The sequence below is a fragment of the Amycolatopsis sp. NPDC043885 genome, assembly GCF_056435685.1.
In genome coordinates this window covers 1042032-1059904 of the sequence record NZ_JBWKEA010000001.1, presented here as the reverse complement: position 1 = coordinate 1059904, position 17873 = coordinate 1042032, and the positions used below count along the sequence as shown (strand labels likewise).

Below are 17873 nucleotides of genomic sequence, written 5' to 3'. Positions count from 1 at the left end.
CGCTCATGGATCCCACGCTTGCCGCGCGCGCACTGTCCGCCGCCACCGAGATCACCGGCACCGCCCTGTCCGGCGAAGACCCGGGCGACGTGCTGGAGACCGTTGTCGCCCGCGCCGTCGAACTGGCCGAGGCCGACCTCGGTCTCGTCATGGTGCGCGCGGACGACGGCCAGGTGGTCGCCGAGGCCGCGCACGGGGACACCACCCAAGGCCTCCGGGGGCTGGCCTTCTCCGCCGATTCCGCCGCGGGCCAGGTCGCCAGGGGCGGGAAACCGGTGGTCAGCGAGGACTTCACCGTCGATCCCCGCACGGCGCCGTTCGTACCGCCGGAGCTCCAGGGCTTCGGGCCTTTCGCCGCGTCGGCGTTCGGCGCGGGCGGGCGCGTCCTCGGCGCGCTCACCGTGTACCGCCGCCACGGCGGGGAACCGTTCTCCGCCAGCACGGTCGAGGTGCTCACGGCGTTCGCCGCGCAGGCGGGTGTGGTGCTGGCGCTGGCGGAAGGCGCCAACGCCCGCCACCGCGTGACCCTCTACCAAGAGCGCGAACGCATCGCGCGTGAACTGCACGACGTCATCGTGCAGCGTCTCTACGGCGCCGGGATGCAGCTCGACCGCGTCCGCAAGAACATGCGGAAACGCTTCGCGCAGGCCGATGGCGCACGGCTGTCCGAGGCGATCGACCAGCTCGACCAGACCATCGAAGAGATCCGCGGCACCGTGCGCGCCCTGCGCAGCCCGGAGCCCGCGAACCAGTCGGTCACCGCCACCGACCTCGCCGAGTCCGCGCGGGGTGAGGTGCGCATCGCGGGTGAGCTGCTCGGCTACCCGCCGACCCTCGAACTGTCGGGCGAACTGGCCGACATCCCCGCCGAACAGGCGGACCACATCCGCGCCGCCCTGCGCGAAGCATTGTCCAATGTGGTCAGGCACTCCGGGGCGAGCGAGACCCGCGTGACGCTCAGCCGCGACGCGGAAGGCGTCAAACTCCGGGTGCGGGACAACGGATCCGGTGTTCCGCAGGGGGTGGCCAAACGCGGCCTCCGGCATCTCGCCGAACGCGCGACGACGTCCGGTGGGCGCTTTTCGATCAATTCTTCCCCGAGCCTGGGGACCTTGGTCGCTTTCGACGTTCCACTCGATCAAACCGTGTGAAATTAACGGGTCTTTGCCGCTCGTTGGAGTGACAATTCGCGAATTCTGATTAATCAGTAACAGCTGGGGCCGGTGCGCGACTGTAAGTGTATCGAACGCGCTCAAAGCGCGAATTCCGAGTGAAAGGACTCCCCATGTCCTCGATTCGTCGCGCCCTCGGCGCGGCCGCCATTCTCGCCGGATTCTCCTTGTTCGGACCCGCTTCCGTGGCGTTCGCGCTGGCGGAAGCGCCCGCGATCGCCGACCTCAACTGCCGTGACTTCCAGTATCAGGAAGACGCTCAGGCCGAACTCGAGAAAGATCGGTCCGATCCGCACAACCTGGACGACGACAACGACGGAATCGCCTGTGAAACGCGGCCCAAGCGTGGAACGGCGCCGACCAAAACGACCACGCCCACTCCGCCGCCGAGCACCACTGAAACGCGGGCACCGCGATCCACCGACAAGGATTGCGCCGATTTCCCCTCGCAGGCCGCCGCACAGGCCGAGCTCAAGAAGAACCCGCGAGACCCGCACAAGCTCGACGGTGACCACGACGGGTACGCCTGCGAATCCCGGTTCGGCGAACCCGCGAAATCGGGTCAGGTCAAGGTCAAACCCGTCGGCGGCGTCGCGACCGGCGGGGGCCCGGTCGAAACCAACGGCGGTTTCCCGGAGGTCGCCACGGTCGCGCTGACCGGCGCGGCGCTGCTGACCGCGACGGCCGCGGGCGCGTCACTGATGCTCCGGCGGCGTGCCGAGCGATGACCGGATCTTTCTGGCGCCGATGGCCGTTTCCGATGGTCATCGGCACCCTCATCGGGATGGTGTGCGCGGCCGTGCTGACCGCGTGCGCCGTCCCGCCGCCGGGCAAGGTCGCGTCGCCCGCACCACCCACCACGGTGGCCTCGGCGATGTTTTCGGCCGTGGAAGCGCCACCGCTCGCGCCCGCACGGCCGTCGAGGCTCGAGATCCCGGCTATCGGGGTCAGTACCGGCGAGATCATCGACCTCGGCCTCGCCGGTGACGGCACCCTGGAGGTGCCGCACGACGCGATCACCACCGGCTGGTTCACCGGCGGCCCGGCACCCGGTGAGATCGGGCCCGCAGTCCTCGCCGGGCACGTCGACTACAAGAAGGTCCCCGGCGTCTTCGTCCGGCTCAAGGAACTCAAGGTCGGCGACGAAGCCCTGGTCCACCGTGAGGACGGGATCACCGCGGTGTTCACCGTGTACGCCGTCGAACGGCATCCGAAGTCGTCTTTCCCCACGGAGAAGGTCTACGGCGATACGACCGGGCCTGAACTGCGCTTGATCACCTGCGGCGGTGATTTCGACTCCTCGACCGGCAACTACCTCGACAACGTCGTGGCCTTCGCGAAGCTGACCCGCGTTTAGATTCTCCGGATGCGCACCGTCTACGTCGTCACGCATCCGGAGGCCACGCACCACGTCGATCGCCTGGTGGGCGGGTGGTTCGACGCCGAACTCACTCCTCCCGGAGAACGCGCGGCCGCCGCCGTCGCCGAGTCGCTGCGGGCGAAGGTGCCGGAACAGGTGGAGCTGTACTCCTCGGATCTGCGCCGCACCGCCCGGACGGCCGAGTTGATCGGTGAACGGCTCGGCGTGACCCCGATCCTGGACCGGCGGCTGCGCGAGAAGTCGTACGGGGAAGCCGGTGGCAGGCCGCAGGAGTGGCTGGACAGCCGGTTCGTCCCGCCTCCCGCCGTCGGGGACCGGCTGGGACACGACGAAGGAATCCCGGGCGCCGAAACCAAAGGAGCGATGGCCGCGAGGGTGTACGCGGCCATGGAGTCGATCCTGGAAAGCCGTTGCGAACACCAGATCGTCGTCACGCACGGTGGTGCGCTCACCTTCGTGATCGCCGCGTGGATCCGGATGCCGCTCGAGTCGGCCGGGTACGTCGACTTCCGCGGTTCACCCGGGAGCGTCACGGTGCTGCGTGAGGACGACTACTTCCACAACCGGCAGGTCGTGACGCTCGCCGGGATCGGCCATCTCCCGATCGGGGAGACCGATCGTTGATAGCCTCGGTACCAGCCGTGACGAGGGGAACACGCCGTGTGGGAAGCCGTTCTGGGTGAGGCCGTGAAAGCGCTGGCGGTCGGCGCCGGCGGCGGGGTGAAGGACCTGGTGGCCAAGCGGCTCGCCCGCCGCCGCACCGCACAGGACGTCGAGGCGCTGCTCGCGGATCCCGGCGGCGCCGAGCGGGCGGTCCGGGAACTGGTCGAAACCGATCCCGAATTCGCCGAGCGGTTGCAGGAGATCCTCGCGGGAGACGGCACCGGTGTTCGCGATGTGCCGGGCGCGCCCGCGCATTTCGTCGACCGGGACAGGGAACGGCGAAGCGCCTCGGGGCCGGGCGTCCACGTCATCACCGGTCCGCGCGGGGCCGGGAAGAGCGCGCTCGTGTACCGGCTCGCGGACGACCTCCGCGACCGGTACCCCGATCAGGTCTATGTCGACCTCTCGGACTATCGCGACGGCACCGTGCTGCGCCGCTCGGAGGTGGCGACCAGGGTCCTGCGCGCGCTCGGGGTCGAGACGAATCTGGTGACCACGAACACCGCCGAGCTGTGGGCCCAGTACCGGTCGGTCACCGCCCGGCGCCGGTTCCTCCTGGCACTGGACAACGCCGAAGTGGCCACGGACATCCGCGAACTGATCCCCTCGTCACCGTCGAGCCTGGTGCTGGTGACCGCCATCCGCCAGGACGACGATCTGCTGGCCGGCAACGTCGCTCCGCCGATCGAACTGGACTCCCTCGAACGGGACTTCGCGCTCGAACTCCTCGGCAAGGCGTCGGATCGGGCGGCCATCGAGGCGGAACGCGACTCCGCCGCCGAACTCGCCGCGCTGTGCGACCACATGCCGTTCGCCCTGGTGCAGGCCGGCGTCCGGATCCGCAAACGCCTGCGGCGCGGCCCCGGCGCGGTCGCCTCGGTACTGGCCGATTTCCGGCGGACCGGGGTGCTCGGCGGAGTCGACGTCATCGCGATGGCGTTCGAGCAGTCGTTCGCCGAGCTGTCCACCGACGCCGCGGAACTCTGCGAGGTGCTGGCGGCCCATCCCGGCCCCGACTTCACGACGGCGTCGGCGACCGCGGTCTTCGGCGAACCCGCCGAAGACGCGCTCGACGAACTCGCGGACGCCGGGTTCCTGGCGCCCACGGGCACTCCCCGGCAGCGGCTGTTCAACCTGATCCGCGAGGGGGCGCGCCGGCGCGGGAGCCGGGACGTCGTGACCGATCGCGCGTTGGTCTTCTTCCGCGACCAGGCCGTCGCCGCGGACCACCTCACCAGCCCGGACCGCCTGCGCCGCTACGCGCCGATTTCCGTGCCCACCCCGGATTTCGAGCGGAAGGCGCCGCTCGACTGGGTCGAGGACGCCCGGGAAACCTATGGCGCACTGGCGTATCAGGCCTTCGAGCGGGAACGGGACGTCGAACTCGGGCAAATCTGCGGCGCGCTGGAAGTGCTCATGCTCAACCGTGGGCACCACCGGCTCTTCGCCCACATCAACCACTGGGGCCTGCTCGCGGCGAGGCGGCATGGCGATCCGGCCCTGACCACGAGGATCCTCAGCCAGCAAGGCCGTACTTTCTTCCTGCTGCACGATTTCGACCGTGCTCAGCCGCTGCTGGAGGAGGCTCTCGAAACGGTCCGGACCCTGGACGACCCGGCGCTGGAGTCGTCCGTGCAGGAGTTCTGCGGCCGGTTCCACGAAGAGAAAGGGCTCCTCCCGGCCGCCGCGGACTTCCTCCGGCGAGCCGTGACGCTGGACCGCGCGATGGCCGTAGCGGGCCGCCGGTCACTCGGCATCCACAGCCGCATGCTGGCGAACGTACTGCTGAAAGCCGGTGCGTACGAACACGTCTGGGCGTTGCTCGCCGAATCCGCACGGCAGTTCCCCGCGTCCGACAGCCGGAACCTCGGCCGGGTGTCGATGGTGCGGGCCAAGTACCTCCGGACGATCGGCCACTACGACGACGCCGAACGCGAATTGCTCGAGGCGTGGCGGCTGGTGTCCGGTGCGACGCAGTACACGGCCGAGTTCGAGGAGGAGTTCGGCAGGCTTTTCGCGGCTCGGGGGGACCACGGCCGGGCGCACACGCACTTCCAGCGTGCCTGGCAGACGTACTTCGACGCGGGGCATCCGCGGGAGGCCGAGTTCCGTTCGGTCTTGGCTAACACCGGGCGACGGTGACCGGCTGCCCGTTGACCGCGTGCGTCCCTTCCACGTCCGCGTGGGAGACGAGCAGAAGGTAGAGATGACTCGCCAGCAGTGTCGGATCCGTTTCCGCTGACAGCAGGAAATCGCCGCGATCCCGGATCCGCGCGAGACAGCCGCCGGGGGCGGGAGCGGCGACGAGCCGGGCGAGCGGCCAGTGGGTGAGCAGCTCGTCGAACCGGCCCGGGTCCTCGGCGAACACGATGGCCGCACCGTCCAGGTCACGCAGGGTCGCTTGATCGGCGTGGGCGAGAACATGCCGGTGACGCAGGCCTTCCGGCCGGGTGGACGCGGGAAACCGGACCACTTTCCCGGTTTGGTCCCATCCGGCGGCGAGCGCGGCCACCGGATGGGTCACCGGTGCCGGAGCGGGCACGGGCGGGAAGACGGGACGGGGATCCGGCCGCTTCAGATCGAGGAGGTCGTAGAGCACTTCGCCCAGCCGCGGACCGCTCGCGGCGTCCTCGACGGCTTGGTCGATGATCGGCCGGTAGCGATCCGGCACATGGTTCGCGATGGTCGCGTCGATCTGCTCGCGCAACCCCGTTTCCGCCACTTCGGCCGTGGCCCGCGTCAGCATCGCGAGGGGCGAGTCGTCCACCGTCGTGATCGCGGCGGACGGGGCGAGGAGGACGGGTTTGCCCGCCGCGGCGGCGTACAACGCGGCGGAACCCTGATCGGAGAGCACGCAATCCGCCGCCAGCAGCGCGGCTTGCCAGCCGTGGTCCGGGGGAATGAGCGTGAGCCCCGCGGCGAGTTCCGGGCGCAGCCACGACTCCAGCTGCCACGGGCCGTGCGCCGCCCATACCCCGGGATGCAGGGTGAGGACGATCTGGTAGTCGTCGAGCGGCAGTTCGGTCAGGAGCCGGTGGGGCAGGTGCGGATACCTGGCGTAGAGCGAATGCCTGCCCCAGGTCGACGCGATCGCGACGACCTTCCGGTTCCCGGCGCCGAGCGCCGCGCGGTAGGCCGCCACCCGGTGCCTGCTCGCCATCATCCGGTCGTGACAGGGATCGCCGACGACGACCGCCCGGTCCAGCGCCTCCGGGCAAGCCGATTTCAGCTGTTCCCGTTGCACGGAGTGCGAAAGCGCGATCGCCGCCGGGATCACCCGGTCGTGGTGCAGGAGCCGATCCGGGTCCATCCCCGACGTGACTCGTCCGCCCGGGTAGTACTTCTGGTAACCGATCCCGTGCGGCACCAGCAGAATCGGCCCGTTCAGCTCGTGAAGGGCGTCGTTCTCGCTCGCCGCGAGGATGAGGTCGAAGGTGTTCTTCGCGGCCTGTTCCCACGGGGTGACGGCGACACGCAGGGCCCGCAGCGCGTCACTCACCCCGGCCGAAAGGATCCCCGGCCGGGCCTCGTCGAAGGTGAAGGTCGTCTGGATCCGGAGATCGGCACTCGTCAGGGTCAGGATGTCCTGAAGCCGGTTCAACGTCGTCAACGTCCGGACGACCACGAGGAGCTGTCGTTCGGGAGCGTTGGTCAACCAGGAGCGGAATCCCGGGTCAACCGGGACCTTCGGCCAAAACGACGGGGGGGATGCTTTTTCGCGCACTACCTGTCCCGGCGCGCGATCCACGCCGCGGCCTGCGTGCGGCGCTGCATGCCCAGCTTCGCGAGGACCGACGTCACGTAGTTCTTCACCGTCTTCTCGGCGAGGAACAGGCGTTCCGCGATCTCGCGGTTGGACATGCCCTGCCCGATCAGCTCCAGCACCTCGCGCTCGCGTTCGGTGAGGGAACCGAGTTCGTCCTCGGGCGGATGCCGCAGCTTGTCGAGCACCCGTGCCGTCGACAGCGGGTCGAGCAGCGACCGGCCGGCCGCGACCTCGCGGACCGCGTTGACGACGTCCTGGCCGCGGACCTGTTTCAGCAGGTAACCGGCCGCGCCCGCCATGATCGCGCCGACCATGGCCTCCTCGTCGTCGAACGCGGTCAGCATCAGGCACTGCGGCGGGTTCGGCTTCGAGCGCAGCTCGCGGCAGAGCGCGATGCCGTCGCCGTCGCCGAGCCGCACGTCGACCACCGCGACGTCCGGCTCGACGTGCATCGCCACGGCCAGGGCCTCGTCGACCCCGCTCGCTTCGGCGACGACCTCGATGTCGGGCTCGTCGGTGAGGAGGTCACGCAGGCCGCGCCTCACCACCTCGTGGTCGTCGATGAGCAGCACCTGGATCGGCATACCCCCACGTTACTTCGCGGCGGCCCAGTAAATCGCCTTGGCCACTTGCGAGTACAAGCCCTTCGGGTGATCGCGGAACAGCGGTTCGGTGCCGAACAGCACCGCCCGCCCGCCGAGTCCCGAGGTCCCGGACACGACCGCGGCCTGTCCCGCCGCCTGCAGCGGCCCGCCCGTCCCGTCGTCCTGTGTCCGCCAATGGCCCGCGACCAGCGGATTCCCGCTCGCGTAGCGTTGCTCGACACTGACCGAGGAGCCGAGATCGGTGAACCAGAACGGTCCGTAGACGAACGAGTCCGGCAGCGCGCCGCTCCCCACCGGGCCGGTCCCGTTGACCACCGAGACGACGCCGTTCCCGTCCTCCCAGCCCGCGACCGGACGCGCTTCGAGAAGTCCCACGTCGGTGTTGAACCGCGCGCCCGTGGCACCGCGGGTGACCACGCCGCCGCGAGTGAGGAAGGCACGCAGAGCGTCCTTCGCGGCCGGATTGAGATCGGTGTAGCGCAGTCCTGATGAGACGAACAGCAGGTCCACCCTGGACCAGTCGAAGCCGGCGTTGAGCACCGCCGCGGACACCGGTCGCACGTCGAAGCCCATGTCCCGCAGCGCTTTCAGCTCGTCCGGTCCGACGGCGGCCGCGATGGTCTTGCGGGTCAACGGTGTCGCCGTCCCGCGTGCTTCGGTGAACCGGACGCCGTAGCGGTCCGCCACCTCGGCGGCCGCCGGGCGGGCCGACGCGGGGACGATGATCGTGCCGTCGTCCGCACGTCCCAGCGCGAGGCCCCGGTTCAGCAGGTCGTTGACGGCGCTGACGTCCTTGCCGTCGACGAGCTTCAGCGCGAGGTCACGGCCGGGCGCGGCGTCGATGCCGCCGGTCGGCGACGCCGCGACGACGTCGTGCGCCCGGATGTCGAGCCTGCCTTGCTTCACGATGTCGACCGACGCGCCCCACAGCAGGCGGTGGCTCCAGCCGGAGATGTCGTACATGACCGGCACCTTCGCCGAGATGTCGCTGCCCTGCTCCAGCATCACGTTCGCCAGGCCGCGTTTCGGCTGGTGCATGTCGACCACGTACGAACCGGCCGGATACCGGCGCCCGGCCAGCGAGAACGGGCGATCCGCCTGCCGCACGCGGACGTCGTTGGCCACCAGGTGGTCGACGAGACGCGAAGCGGCGACGGCCGAACGCTGGTCCGCGCCGGAGGGGATGACGTACGCGCGCGGGAACTCCGTGCGGTAGCGGTCTTCCGGCCCGAAACCGGGCACGAATCCGTCGGGGATCTCACGCTGCGCCTCGCCCGCCGTGCCGCGGCGGAACATCTCGATCTGGTTCGCGATGAGCTCACCGCGATTGCGGTCGACGTACCGCAGCGTGCTGCCGATGGTGGCTTCGACGACCTCGGTGTTGATCACCGCGCGCCGCTGGAGCTCCGCCACCGGCCGCGTTTCGTAGTCGGCGTTGTTGACCCGCATCGGGATCTCGATCGTGAAGGACACCGCGCCGTGGTACATCGCGTACTGGGCGGTGTAGATCGGCGCCCAGCCGTCCCAGCTGCCGGGTTCGTAGTCGCGGAACGGGATCTCGGGTTTCGCCGTTTCCGGCCGTCCGAGCGCCTTGACCGCCTGCTCCATGCCGAGCCCGTTGGCGTACCCGTGCTTGATGTAGAGGTCGAAGTCGTAGTTCTGGCCGTGCGGCGGGGTGGTCGGTTCGATGAGCGTGTTCGCGACGTAGCCGTGTTCGTCCAGCATCATCAGCGGCTGCTTGCCGATGGCGATCCCGCGCATGGCCCGCACTTCCGGCTGCGACGCGGTGACGAAGTCGCGGTTCGGGTCGAACCCCTGCGACGTCTGCCGCGTACCGGCGACGCGACCGTCCGGATTGGCCGTGACGTTGAAGTAGAAACGGTTCCGTTTCAGCAGTTCGGCCGTCGTGCGATCGGTCGACGTCGCCAGCTTCTCGATGACGCGGAGCGCGCCGTCGGTGCCTTCCCATTCGTTGCCGTGGATGTTGTTGTTGATCCACACCGGCGCCTTGTAGCCGTGGCGCAGGAACGGGTCGCGCGCGGCGCGGGCCGGGTCGTTCTCGATCAGCGAGCGCCAAGCGTCCTGCCGCCGCGTCTCGGCGGGACTCTCCGGCGCGGTGAGCGTCACCAGGTAGAGGTCCCGGCCGAGGCCCGACTGTCCGGCGATCTCGACCGAGATCCGGTCGCTGCGCGCCTGCAACGCGTTCAGTTTCGGCGCGATCGCGTGATACGGCGCGAGCCCGAGCTTGATCGACTTGTCGGCCGTGTTCTCCGGGTACACGCGCAGCTGGGTCTTGCGCGGATAGCCGGAACGGTCGCCCGCGAGGTTCTCGCCCGCCGCGGCCCGCGCGACGCCCATCGGCTGATCGGTCGCGGCGACTTCATTGCGTTCCGGCCCGTTGCCGGGGTCCCGATGCGGTGCGGTCGGTGGCGGCGCCGCGTACGCCGGCGCGGCGACCGCGCTCAGGGACAACACGAGGGCCAGGAACACGGTGCGGGCCGAACGCGACAAGGGGCCACCTCCAGGGACGTCGGCACAGTGTTTCCGCCGAACGAACGCCCCACAAGACCCGAAAGGCGGCTAACCGGGCGCCGGGAAGCGGATTTCGTTCCGGTCGATCTTGGCGTTCGCCGCCTCGATCAGGTCCACACCGAGGCTGTTCGCGAGCTGGAGGAGGTACAGCGTGACGTCGGCGATCTCGTCGACGACGTTGTGTGCCAGTTCAGGGTCGGAGCGCCACTTCGCGGACTCCTCCGGGGTGAGCCACTGGAACAGCGAAGTCAGCTCGCCGACTTCGCCGGACAGCGCCATGACCAGGTTCTTCGGTGTGTGGAACGGTTCCCAGTCCCGTGCCGCGGCGAAGTCGCGGAGACGCTGGTTGAGGTCGTCGAGTGTCACGTGCCGTGCCTACCAGATCGTCACGGTGCGCTAACGGCCGTATGGCGGACGAGCGTTGACGTGCAAAGTGCAACTTGCATAACGTCGGCCGGCGTCGGGAGACCGATCCGGAAGGAAAGCCTTGACGTATCAGCGAAGCCTTCGGTCTCGCATGCTCTCCATCGCGTTCGTGCCGAGCGCGGCCTTGGTGCTCGTCGCGTTGTTCATCGGCGGTTTCCTCGTCCAGCAGGCCATCGAGGACCGCGACGACGCCGAGAACGGAGCGGTCACCCTCGCCGGGGCGAGCCGGGTGATCGCGTCGCTGCAGCGGGAGCGGGCGTTCGCGTTGAAGGCGCCGGGCAGCCGCTCCGCCACCTACACCGCGTACGCCGATCGCATCGACACCTCGCTTTCCTCCCTGCGCGAGATCGCCCGGGCCGCCCCTGACGCCGAGGTCGGCTACCAGCAGACGATCGCCGTCGAACTGCTCACCGCCGTCGAAGGCATGGACCGCAGCGATTCCCTCGCGGTCGCCGGGATCGACGACGCGGGGCGGCGCGACTACGCCGCCGCCGTGGGCGCCTACCGGTCCAGGCTCGACGCGATCGCCGGAAAACTCACGGAAAGTAGCCGGAAGACCTACCGGGATCTCGTCGGGAGCGAGGACTGGGGCCGGTTCCGCGCGGTCGAATCCGCGTTGAGCGCGGCCACACCGCCGCCTGTCGGCCAGGACGCCTGGCGGGTCGCGGCCGGCGTCGTCGGCCGGACCCTCGGCGACCTCACCGCGCGCCAGATCGAGTATTCGGCGCAGCTCGCGATCGACGGCGGGCGCCGGGTGCTGAGCGGCGCCCTCGCCGCCGCCGCGGCGATTTCGCTGCTCGCGGCGGTGGTGATGGCGATCGTCATGCAGCTCGCCCGCCGGCTGCCGATCCCGGCCGTCCGCTGCCCTTCGCGCCTCGAAGCGACGCCGCTGACCTGGTCACACCTGGTGAGCGATTACGCCGAAAAGAGCACGCTGTTGGCCCACACGAGTCGGCGAAGCGGTCGGGCAGACTTGTCCGGGTGAGTTCCCCGACGGATCTGCGCCCCTACCTGCGTACCTTGGACGCGGAAACGCTGGCGGACCTGCTGCACGCCCAAGCCGAGCGTGACCCTGTGTTACGGCAGGCCCTGGAGAACCGTTTCGCCACCCAGGGGAGTGATGTCGCCGAGGCGCACCGCCTCCTCGACACCGCCGTGCTGGCGGGCAACGTCGAGTACGCCGCGAAGGTCGGCTCCGTCCTCGACACGCTACAGCGGCTTCTCGACGCCGGCAGCCGGGCGGATCTCGCTCCGCTCGCCCGCCGGACCGTGGACGACATCAGCGAGATGCTGGAGCAGATCGACGACGCCTCGGGCGAGGTCGCGGACCGGCTGGACCGGGCCGTCGAGCTGTACGCGCGGGCCTGCGTGGCGCACCCGCCGGATCCGGAGAGCCTGGCCGCCTGGATCCTCGAAGTGGAGTTCGACGGCCCCGGCTGGCCCGTCATCGAGCTGGCCGACTTCGCCTCCGCGTTGGGGGACAAGGGAATCGCGCGGATAAAGTCCACTGTGGATGGTGTGTTGGCGGAGCATCCGTCCGGGGCGAAACGCGAGACCGCCGAGCGGCTGCGCGAGGAGCTGGCGGAGGTGTCCGGCGACGTCGACGCGCTCGTCGCGATCCTCGCCGCCAAGCCGCCGCGGGTGGACGTCAGTCTCAAGATCGTGCGCGTGCTGCGCGCGGCGGGGCGGCACAGCGAGGCCATCGCGCATGCGGCGCGGGCGCTCACGCACGACAAGAAGGAGGAGGCGCCTCCGCTGGAGGAAGAGCCGGTTCCCTTGTCGCGTAAGGACTTCGACGAGAACCCCACGGCCGCGACGTACCTCGCGCTGCGCGCGGAGTCGCTGGAAACCGGGCGCTGGGTCGCGCAGCGGAAGACCGCGCTGGCCCGGTTGCGTGAACTCGCCGCCGGGAGCACGGAGGCCGCCGACGAACTCGTCCGCGCGTTGCTCGGCGAGGACCGCGCCGACGAGGCATGGCGGGCGGCCGTGCGCTTCGAGGCGTCTTTGCCGGTGCGTGTCGAACTCGCGGATTCCCGTTCCGTCGCCCATCCGGCCGAAACCATTCCCGTATACCGGGACCATGTCGAAGAATTGATCACGCGGAAGGATCCGAACGCCTACCGCGAGGCGGCCCGGCAACTGCGCAAACTGCGCACGGCGCACAAAAAGGCCGGTACGGCTGAAGAATTCAGCTCGTACCTCGGCACATTGGTGGAAATACACAAACGCAAGACCCGGCTGATCGCCGAGGTCAAAGCGGCGAGAATCGCGATTCCCAAACCGGTCAGGGCGTAACCGCGCCCGTCGCCTGTCGTTATTCGCAGTGAACCGAGGAAACCCGGCGAAGAGGGTGAAGTCGCGGTGGTCGGTGAACCGGTGTCCGCCCGCGTCCGGGACTCCGTGTTCCGCGCCCGCGACCACCGCGACGAGCCCGGCCGGGTCCGCGTGAAAACATGTCGCCATGAGTCCGGTCAGCCGTGCGCGCAAGAAGGCAGCCCAGCCCTCCACTCCGAGTGTGAAGGGCCTCTTCAAGGACGTCCTCCGGGACTTCTCGACCCTTGGTGCCGAACCCGAGGTGCTCGACGTCGAGCTGCTGACCTCCGAGGTGCTCGGCCAGTGGTGGGAGATCGAGCTCGAAGAGGACGAAACGCCGCTGGGCCTGGAGCTCATCGCGTTCGCCGAGCGGAAGATCACCCCCGCCGCGGCCGCGCTGCTCGCCGGGCTGAAGGTCTTCGCCGAGACCGAGGAGGAACGCGAGGCGGCCGCTTCGGCGCTGAACACCGTGCTGGGCCGCGGGATCCCGGAGCCGGAATGGGTGGCGGAGCTGGCCGCGGTGACCATCGGGGAGTGCTGGCGGACCGGTGACGTCTTCGGCGACGAGTCCTCCCTCCTGTGCGTCTTCTCCCGCGGCGGTGCCGAGCACGGTTTGCTCGCGCTGGTCGACTTCACCGAGGGCGGCCGGATCCGCGACGTCGTCGTGGTCGACAAGCCGCAGGACGTGCTGGCCGAGATGCGGCAGCAGGCCGCCGACGACCCGGAGCTGGTCACGCTGGAGCGGGTGCTGCCCGAGCGTGCCCACCAGCTGCTCGCGGACGGGCTGGCCGCGACGGACGTCGTCGAAGAGCCCGACGTCAGCGAGGACTACGCGCGGTTCCACGCGCTCGCGCTGGCGTGGATCCGGGCGCTGCCCGCTCCCGAGCCGTCGCCCGAGATCACCGAATGGCCCGAGCAGGTCCGCGAAGAGGTCGTGGCCGACTTCATCGGGTCCGGACTCGTCGAGGACACGGAGGCGACGCGGTTCTACGCGCGCTTGCTCGTCGACTACGGCTGTGAGACCGAGCCGGGCAGCCCGCTGCGGGTCGGCCCCGAGAAGCTCGCCCGGTTCCTCGAATCACTGCTGGACGGCGAGTTCGAGATCGACGAGGCCCACGAAGACGCGCTGGAGCCCGCCCTGCTCGGCTGGGTCACCTGGGCCGCCGACCGCGCCGGACTCCCCGAGGCCGCGCGTGTCGCGCTGCTGGAGAGCGCGACCGAGTTCCTGGAGGAATTCGCGCAGGACGAGGATTCCGCGCTCGACGTCTACTTCGACGGCTCCGAGGGGATCGAAGACCCGGCGGACCTCGCGGAAGCCCTGGCGCGCCGGATGTTCGCCGTCCCGACGGTCTACGCGGAGATCGGTGACGAGGAGCTGGAGCTCGAACCCGCCGACCCCGAACAGCGCCGCCTGCTGGTGATCGGCGAGCACCCCGAATACCACGAGGCGCTGGCCGAGGAGACCTTCGACGGCGAACCGCGGATGCGGCTCGCGCTCAAGACCACGATCGTCGACCAGCTCTGGGCCGACGAGCCCGCCGAGGTCTGGCAGGCCGTGCGGCGGCTGAGCGAGACCGGGCAGGAGCGCGAGGAGATCTTCGACCGCCTCATCGACGCGCTGTCCGCCCAGCTCACCGAGGCGGGCGAGCACGAGATGGACTACGACATCGACGACTATCGGAAGGCGCTCGGCGAGCTCGCCTGACACCCGTTTTCCCCGGTCACACCCCTCCAGCCCTTGCCAACCCCCCTAGTTCTGTCTAGTCTGTCTAGATGGAAGCAGCAACCTGGCAAGTGCAGGACGCCAAGCAGCGGCTGAGCGAGCTGCTGCGCCGAGCCGCGTCCGATGGGCCGCAGTTCGTCACGAAACATGGGGAGGAGGTGGCCGTGGTGCTGGACATCGTGGATTACCGCAGGTTGACCGGAAGTGGCGAAGCCGTCGATTTCAAGCTCGTGCTCTCCGGGGAGCAGCATCATCCCGAGTACGGGGAGGCGCTGGCCGACGTGCTGGAGGAGATCGCCGCCGAACGAGCGGAAGACCTGCCGAGGGATGCCGTGGAGGTGAGCGGGTGAGCTTTCTGCTGGACACGAACATCGTGTCCGAGGCTCGGCGCCGCACGCCGAACCCGGGTTTCGCCCGGTGGTGGGGAGGGGTGTCGTCGAGCAGGCTCTATCTGAGCGCGCTGACGGTGGGGGAAATCGAGAGGGGGATAACGAAACTCAGGTATCGAGGGGAGCGGGACAGGGAGCGTGCGGAGGCGCTGGCCGATTGGCTGGCCGGGCTCACCGCGCAGTTCTCGGAACGGATCCTTCCGGTGACCGCCGAAATCGCGGCCGAATGGGGCAGGCAGTACGCGCCGCGGAAGGTGCCGTCGATCGACGGGCTGATCGCCGCGACCGCCCGGGTCCACGAGCTGACCCTGGTCACCAGGAACCTCGCCGACATGGCCGGGCTCGGCGCGCAGGTGCACAATCCGTTCGATTGAGCCGAGCTCCGCGGGGATCAAGACGTCCGGACGCCTTGATCGGCCGGAGTTCAGCTCACCGGGGTTCAGCCCAGCGGTGCCGCGGGAGTGCCCTTGCTCTCCGTGACTTGTGGCTTCTTCCGGCGACGGTCACCGCGGGCGTCGTCGAAGTCGACGACGAAGGCGCCGGCGGCCATGGCCACCAGGAGTGCGAGTCCGAGAATCGAGCCGACCCAGGTCAGGATGGTCGAGAACATCGTGAGCCTCCTCCCTGCTCAAGGTCCTTTCGAGACCTCGTGAACCCTTGACACAAGGGTCGCCTCGGGGGGCTGTAGCCGGTATCGGCCAACCGGTTACACGTGCTGTGCGTGGATCGGCCGATCGGCCGAGGAAAGCCACCGGCCGACAGCGGTGCGCGACCGGCGGGCACCACCGGCTCTCCCGTGGTGCGAAGGCTGGTCCTTGTGAGGGAACAGCCGGAAGCCTCCCGCGTGATCGGCCTACGGCGAAGTGATCTTGGCCGTCGTCGTGAACGTTCGCCGTGAGTAGAGAATCCGTGGGTGCCCGGTTACGCGGCGTTGTGGTCTCGAAGACGTGACACTCGTGATCAGAGCCGGAACTCGCGTACTGGGCGCCGGACTCTGGTGTGCGGAGTCCGATCACGCGAGTTCCGCCTTCGATCACGTGAGTTACGCCTTCGATCACGTGAGTTACGGGTCCGATCACGTGAGTTACGCCTTCGATCACGTGAGTTACGGGTCCGATCACGTGAGTTACGCCTTCGATCACGTGAGTTGCGGCTCCGGCCTCAGAGCTTGCGCAGCCGGACCCGGTTGATCGCGTGGTCGGCGTCCTTGCGGAGGACGAGGGTCGCCCGGGGCCGCGTCGGTTTGATGTTCTCCATCAGGTTCGGCTCGTTGATCGTGCGCCACAGGTGGCGTGCCTCGGCACGGGCCTCGTCGTCCGGGAGGCCGGCGAAGTGGTGGAAGTGCGACGCGGGGTCCGCGAAAGCGGTGTGCCGCAGCTTGAGGAAGCGCTCGATGTACCAGCGTTCGATGTCGGTCGTCGGCGCGTCCACGTAGATCGAGAAGTCGAACAGATCGGAGACAGTGAGCCGAGGGCCGGGCTGAAGGACGTTCAACCCTTCGAGGATCAGGATGTCGGGCCGCTGAACGACCTGCTCCTCGTCGGGAAGGATGTCGTAGGCGAGGTGCGAGTACACCGGAGCGCTGACCCGGTCCGCCCCGGACTTCACCTCGGTGACGAACCGCAGCAGCGCCCGCCGGTCGTAGCTTTCCGGGAAACCTTTGCGGTGCATGATCCCGCGCCGCACCAGTTCCGCACGCGGGTAGAGGAAGCCGTCGGTGGTGACCAGGTCGACCCTGGGGTGATCCGGCCAGCGGGCGAGCAGGGTGCGCAGGATGCGCGCGGTGGTCGACTTGCCGACGGCGACACTGCCCGCGATCCCGATGATGTACGGCACCTTGGTGCCCCGACTGTCTTCACCGAGAAAGGTGGTGGTGGCCTCGTACAACCGTTGCCGGGCGGCGACCTGGAGATTGATCAGCCGGGAGAGCGGCAGATAGACCTCGGCGACCTCGGCCAGGTCGACCTGTTCGCCGAGACCGCGCAGCCGCAGCAGTTCCGCGGCGGTCAGCGGCAGAGGAGTCGACCTACGCAACTCGCGCCACTGCTCACGGTGCAGCTCGACGTAGGGACTGAGCTCACGGACCCGCGGCATCGCACACTCCTCGCCCGTCGCCTGCGCTGGCGCCGTACAAAACCGTGTTGACGAGTTCTCGGCGGGTGAACGTGCCTCGAACCGGATGAAGCCGCTTTAACGGTAGGGCTTACGGCTCGTGAACGCGCTGCGATGTGATGTACCCCGCTTCAGGGCGTTACCATCCGTTACGGGTACGGCCCGGCGTGAAGACCTCGTTCCACGCGGCGGCGACCTGCCGTGCGCAGGACGCGGGCGCGACCTCGCCGAAGCCGGTACCGAGTCCGGGCATCGCGATCGTGTGCACGAGATCACGGACCCGGCCCTGGTCGAGCCTGCCGTCGCGCCACTGCTGGAACACCGCCCTGGCGGCCAGGTACGGATGCACGGTGTCACGCGGGAGGCGTTCGCCGGGTTCCCGCGTCGTCGGCGCGCTGATCAGCCAGGCGGGCTCGGCCTCGCCGGTGGGCACGATAACCGCTTCGCCGATCGGGAGCTCCCCGCCGTGGTAGGCGAGCACGGCGCTGCGCACGTTCTGCTCGACCTCGGGATAGGCGCGGGCGTACACGGCGTCGATGCCGCCGCGCATCCAGCCGTAGGAGTTCGCGGGGCTGACGACGGCCTGCGCGACGACGTCGAGCACGGACCCGCGGTGCACGAAGACCCGGCCGTCCACAGTGTCCGCGACGGTCGTCCAGGCTTGTGCGAGCAGGTCATCGACGGCGCAGAGCACCAGCTCCGGAGTGGGGCGGTCCGACGGGGGAGCGAAGGAGGAGCCGGTGTCCTCGTGGCCGGTGCGCGTGCCCGGTTCGGCGGTCACGCCCTAAGCA

The 17873-nt window shown here is 69.3% G+C and carries 17 protein-coding genes; 10 read left to right on the top strand and 7 right to left on the bottom strand.

Annotated features, from left to right (window positions below):
* Window positions 1-5 precede the first annotated feature (5 nt).
* The 5 genes from AC069I_RS05335 (at window position 6) to AC069I_RS05315 (ending at window position 5358) form a co-directional block, all read left to right on the top strand.
* Window positions 6-1151 (top strand): GAF domain-containing sensor histidine kinase, encoded by a 1146-nt coding sequence (locus tag AC069I_RS05335; RefSeq protein WP_340685946.1) that lies wholly within the window; start codon window positions 6-8, stop codon window positions 1149-1151.
* 134 nt (window positions 1152-1285) lie between these two features.
* Complete coding sequence (locus AC069I_RS05330; protein WP_478223791.1) at window positions 1286-1900, top strand: excalibur calcium-binding domain-containing protein; 615 nt, start codon at window positions 1286-1288, stop codon at window positions 1898-1900.
* Window positions 1897-2529 carry a class F sortase gene (locus AC069I_RS05325; RefSeq protein WP_478264896.1) on the top strand — a complete coding sequence of 211 codons (633 nt, stop codon included), beginning with the start codon at window positions 1897-1899 and terminating at the stop codon, window positions 2527-2529. Before AC069I_RS05330 ends, AC069I_RS05325 begins: the two co-directional genes overlap by 4 nt.
* Window positions 2530-2538: 9 nt before the next feature.
* The gene (locus AC069I_RS05320) at window positions 2539-3177 is read left to right on the top strand and encodes a histidine phosphatase family protein (protein ID WP_478264895.1); all 639 of its coding nucleotides are present in this window, start codon (window positions 2539-2541) and stop codon (window positions 3175-3177) included.
* Window positions 3178-3213: 36 nt separating this feature from the next.
* Entirely contained in the window at window positions 3214-5358 is a 2145-nt protein-coding gene (locus tag AC069I_RS05315) for an AAA family ATPase (protein ID WP_478264894.1), read from the top strand.
* Here AC069I_RS05315 and AC069I_RS05310 read toward each other — a convergent pair.
* The 4 genes from AC069I_RS05310 to AC069I_RS05295 all read right to left on the bottom strand — a co-directional run bounded on the left by AC069I_RS05310 (window position 5339) and on the right by AC069I_RS05295 (window position 10485).
* A complete protein-coding gene (locus AC069I_RS05310; RefSeq protein WP_478264893.1) occupies window positions 5339-6871 on the bottom strand; it encodes a hypothetical protein in 1533 nt (510 codons plus the stop codon). The genes AC069I_RS05315 and AC069I_RS05310 overlap by 20 nt on opposite strands.
* A gap of 68 nt (window positions 6872-6939) precedes the next feature.
* Window positions 6940-7566 carry a response regulator gene (locus AC069I_RS05305; protein ID WP_034309658.1) on the bottom strand — a complete coding sequence of 209 codons (627 nt, stop codon included), beginning with the start codon at window positions 7564-7566 and terminating at the stop codon, window positions 6940-6942.
* Window positions 7567-7575: 9 nt separating this feature from the next.
* Window positions 7576-10098: a M14 family zinc carboxypeptidase gene (locus AC069I_RS05300; protein WP_478264892.1), complete on the bottom strand. Its 2523-nt coding sequence runs from the start codon at window positions 10096-10098 to the stop codon at window positions 7576-7578.
* A 69-nt stretch (window positions 10099-10167) separates the two neighbouring features.
* Window positions 10168-10485, bottom strand: coding sequence for a nucleotide pyrophosphohydrolase (locus AC069I_RS05295; RefSeq protein WP_478223785.1), 318 nt, complete (start codon window positions 10483-10485; stop codon window positions 10168-10170).
* Window positions 10486-10636: 151 nt separating this feature from the next.
* Between AC069I_RS05295 and AC069I_RS05290 the strand changes: the two genes are divergently transcribed.
* The 5 genes from AC069I_RS05290 to AC069I_RS05270 all read left to right on the top strand — a co-directional run bounded on the left by AC069I_RS05290 (window position 10637) and on the right by AC069I_RS05270 (window position 15344).
* Window positions 10637-11530 (top strand): nitrate- and nitrite sensing domain-containing protein, encoded by an 894-nt coding sequence (locus tag AC069I_RS05290; RefSeq protein ID WP_478264891.1) that lies wholly within the window; start codon window positions 10637-10639, stop codon window positions 11528-11530.
* Window positions 11527-12840, top strand: a complete 1314-nt coding sequence (locus AC069I_RS05285) for a hypothetical protein (RefSeq protein ID WP_478264890.1) — start codon at window positions 11527-11529, stop codon at window positions 12838-12840. Before AC069I_RS05290 ends, AC069I_RS05285 begins: the two co-directional genes overlap by 4 nt.
* A gap of 166 nt (window positions 12841-13006) precedes the next feature.
* Window positions 13007-14563: a DUF1841 family protein gene (locus AC069I_RS05280; protein WP_478264889.1), complete on the top strand. Its 1557-nt coding sequence runs from the start codon at window positions 13007-13009 to the stop codon at window positions 14561-14563.
* Window positions 14564-14631: 68 nt separating this feature from the next.
* Window positions 14632-14931 (top strand): type II toxin-antitoxin system Phd/YefM family antitoxin, encoded by a 300-nt coding sequence (locus AC069I_RS05275; protein ID WP_478231156.1) that lies wholly within the window; start codon window positions 14632-14634, stop codon window positions 14929-14931.
* The gene (locus AC069I_RS05270; protein WP_478264888.1) at window positions 14928-15344 is read left to right on the top strand and encodes a PIN domain-containing protein; all 417 of its coding nucleotides are present in this window, start codon (window positions 14928-14930) and stop codon (window positions 15342-15344) included. Before AC069I_RS05275 ends, AC069I_RS05270 begins: the two co-directional genes overlap by 4 nt.
* A gap of 65 nt (window positions 15345-15409) precedes the next feature.
* Here AC069I_RS05270 and AC069I_RS05265 read toward each other — a convergent pair whose 3' ends face one another.
* From AC069I_RS05265 to AC069I_RS05255, 3 genes are all read right to left on the bottom strand, one after another.
* Window positions 15410-15580 (bottom strand): hypothetical protein, encoded by a 171-nt coding sequence (locus tag AC069I_RS05265; protein ID WP_478223779.1) that lies wholly within the window; start codon window positions 15578-15580, stop codon window positions 15410-15412.
* A gap of 551 nt (window positions 15581-16131) precedes the next feature.
* The gene (gene coaA, locus AC069I_RS05260; protein ID WP_340685933.1) at window positions 16132-17064 is read right to left on the bottom strand and encodes a type I pantothenate kinase; all 933 of its coding nucleotides are present in this window, start codon (window positions 17062-17064) and stop codon (window positions 16132-16134) included.
* Between the two features lie 157 nt (window positions 17065-17221).
* Window positions 17222-17863, bottom strand: coding sequence for a macro domain-containing protein (locus AC069I_RS05255; RefSeq protein WP_478223778.1), 642 nt, complete (start codon window positions 17861-17863; stop codon window positions 17222-17224).
* Between the last annotated feature and the right edge of the window lie 10 nt (window positions 17864-17873).

Coding starts and splice junctions, on each gene's coding strand:
- AC069I_RS05335 (WP_340685946.1), top strand. CDS start 6: ATGGATCCCACGCTTGCCGCGCGCGCACTGTCCGCCGCCACCGAGATC.
- AC069I_RS05330 (WP_478223791.1), top strand. CDS start 1,286: ATGTCCTCGATTCGTCGCGCCCTCGGCGCGGCCGCCATTCTCGCCGGA.
- AC069I_RS05325 (WP_478264896.1), top strand. CDS start 1,897: ATGACCGGATCTTTCTGGCGCCGATGGCCGTTTCCGATGGTCATCGGC.
- AC069I_RS05320 (WP_478264895.1), top strand. CDS start 2,539: ATGCGCACCGTCTACGTCGTCACGCATCCGGAGGCCACGCACCACGTC.
- AC069I_RS05305 (WP_034309658.1), bottom strand. CDS start 7,566: ATGCCGATCCAGGTGCTGCTCATCGACGACCACGAGGTGGTGAGGCGC.
- AC069I_RS05290 (WP_478264891.1), top strand. CDS start 10,637: ATGCTCTCCATCGCGTTCGTGCCGAGCGCGGCCTTGGTGCTCGTCGCG.
- AC069I_RS05280 (WP_478264889.1), top strand. CDS start 13,007: ATGAGTCCGGTCAGCCGTGCGCGCAAGAAGGCAGCCCAGCCCTCCACT.
- AC069I_RS05275 (WP_478231156.1), top strand. CDS start 14,632: ATGGAAGCAGCAACCTGGCAAGTGCAGGACGCCAAGCAGCGGCTGAGC.
- AC069I_RS05265 (WP_478223779.1), bottom strand. CDS start 15,580: ATGTTCTCGACCATCCTGACCTGGGTCGGCTCGATTCTCGGACTCGCA.
- coaA (WP_340685933.1), bottom strand. CDS start 17,064: ATGCCGCGGGTCCGTGAGCTCAGTCCCTACGTCGAGCTGCACCGTGAG.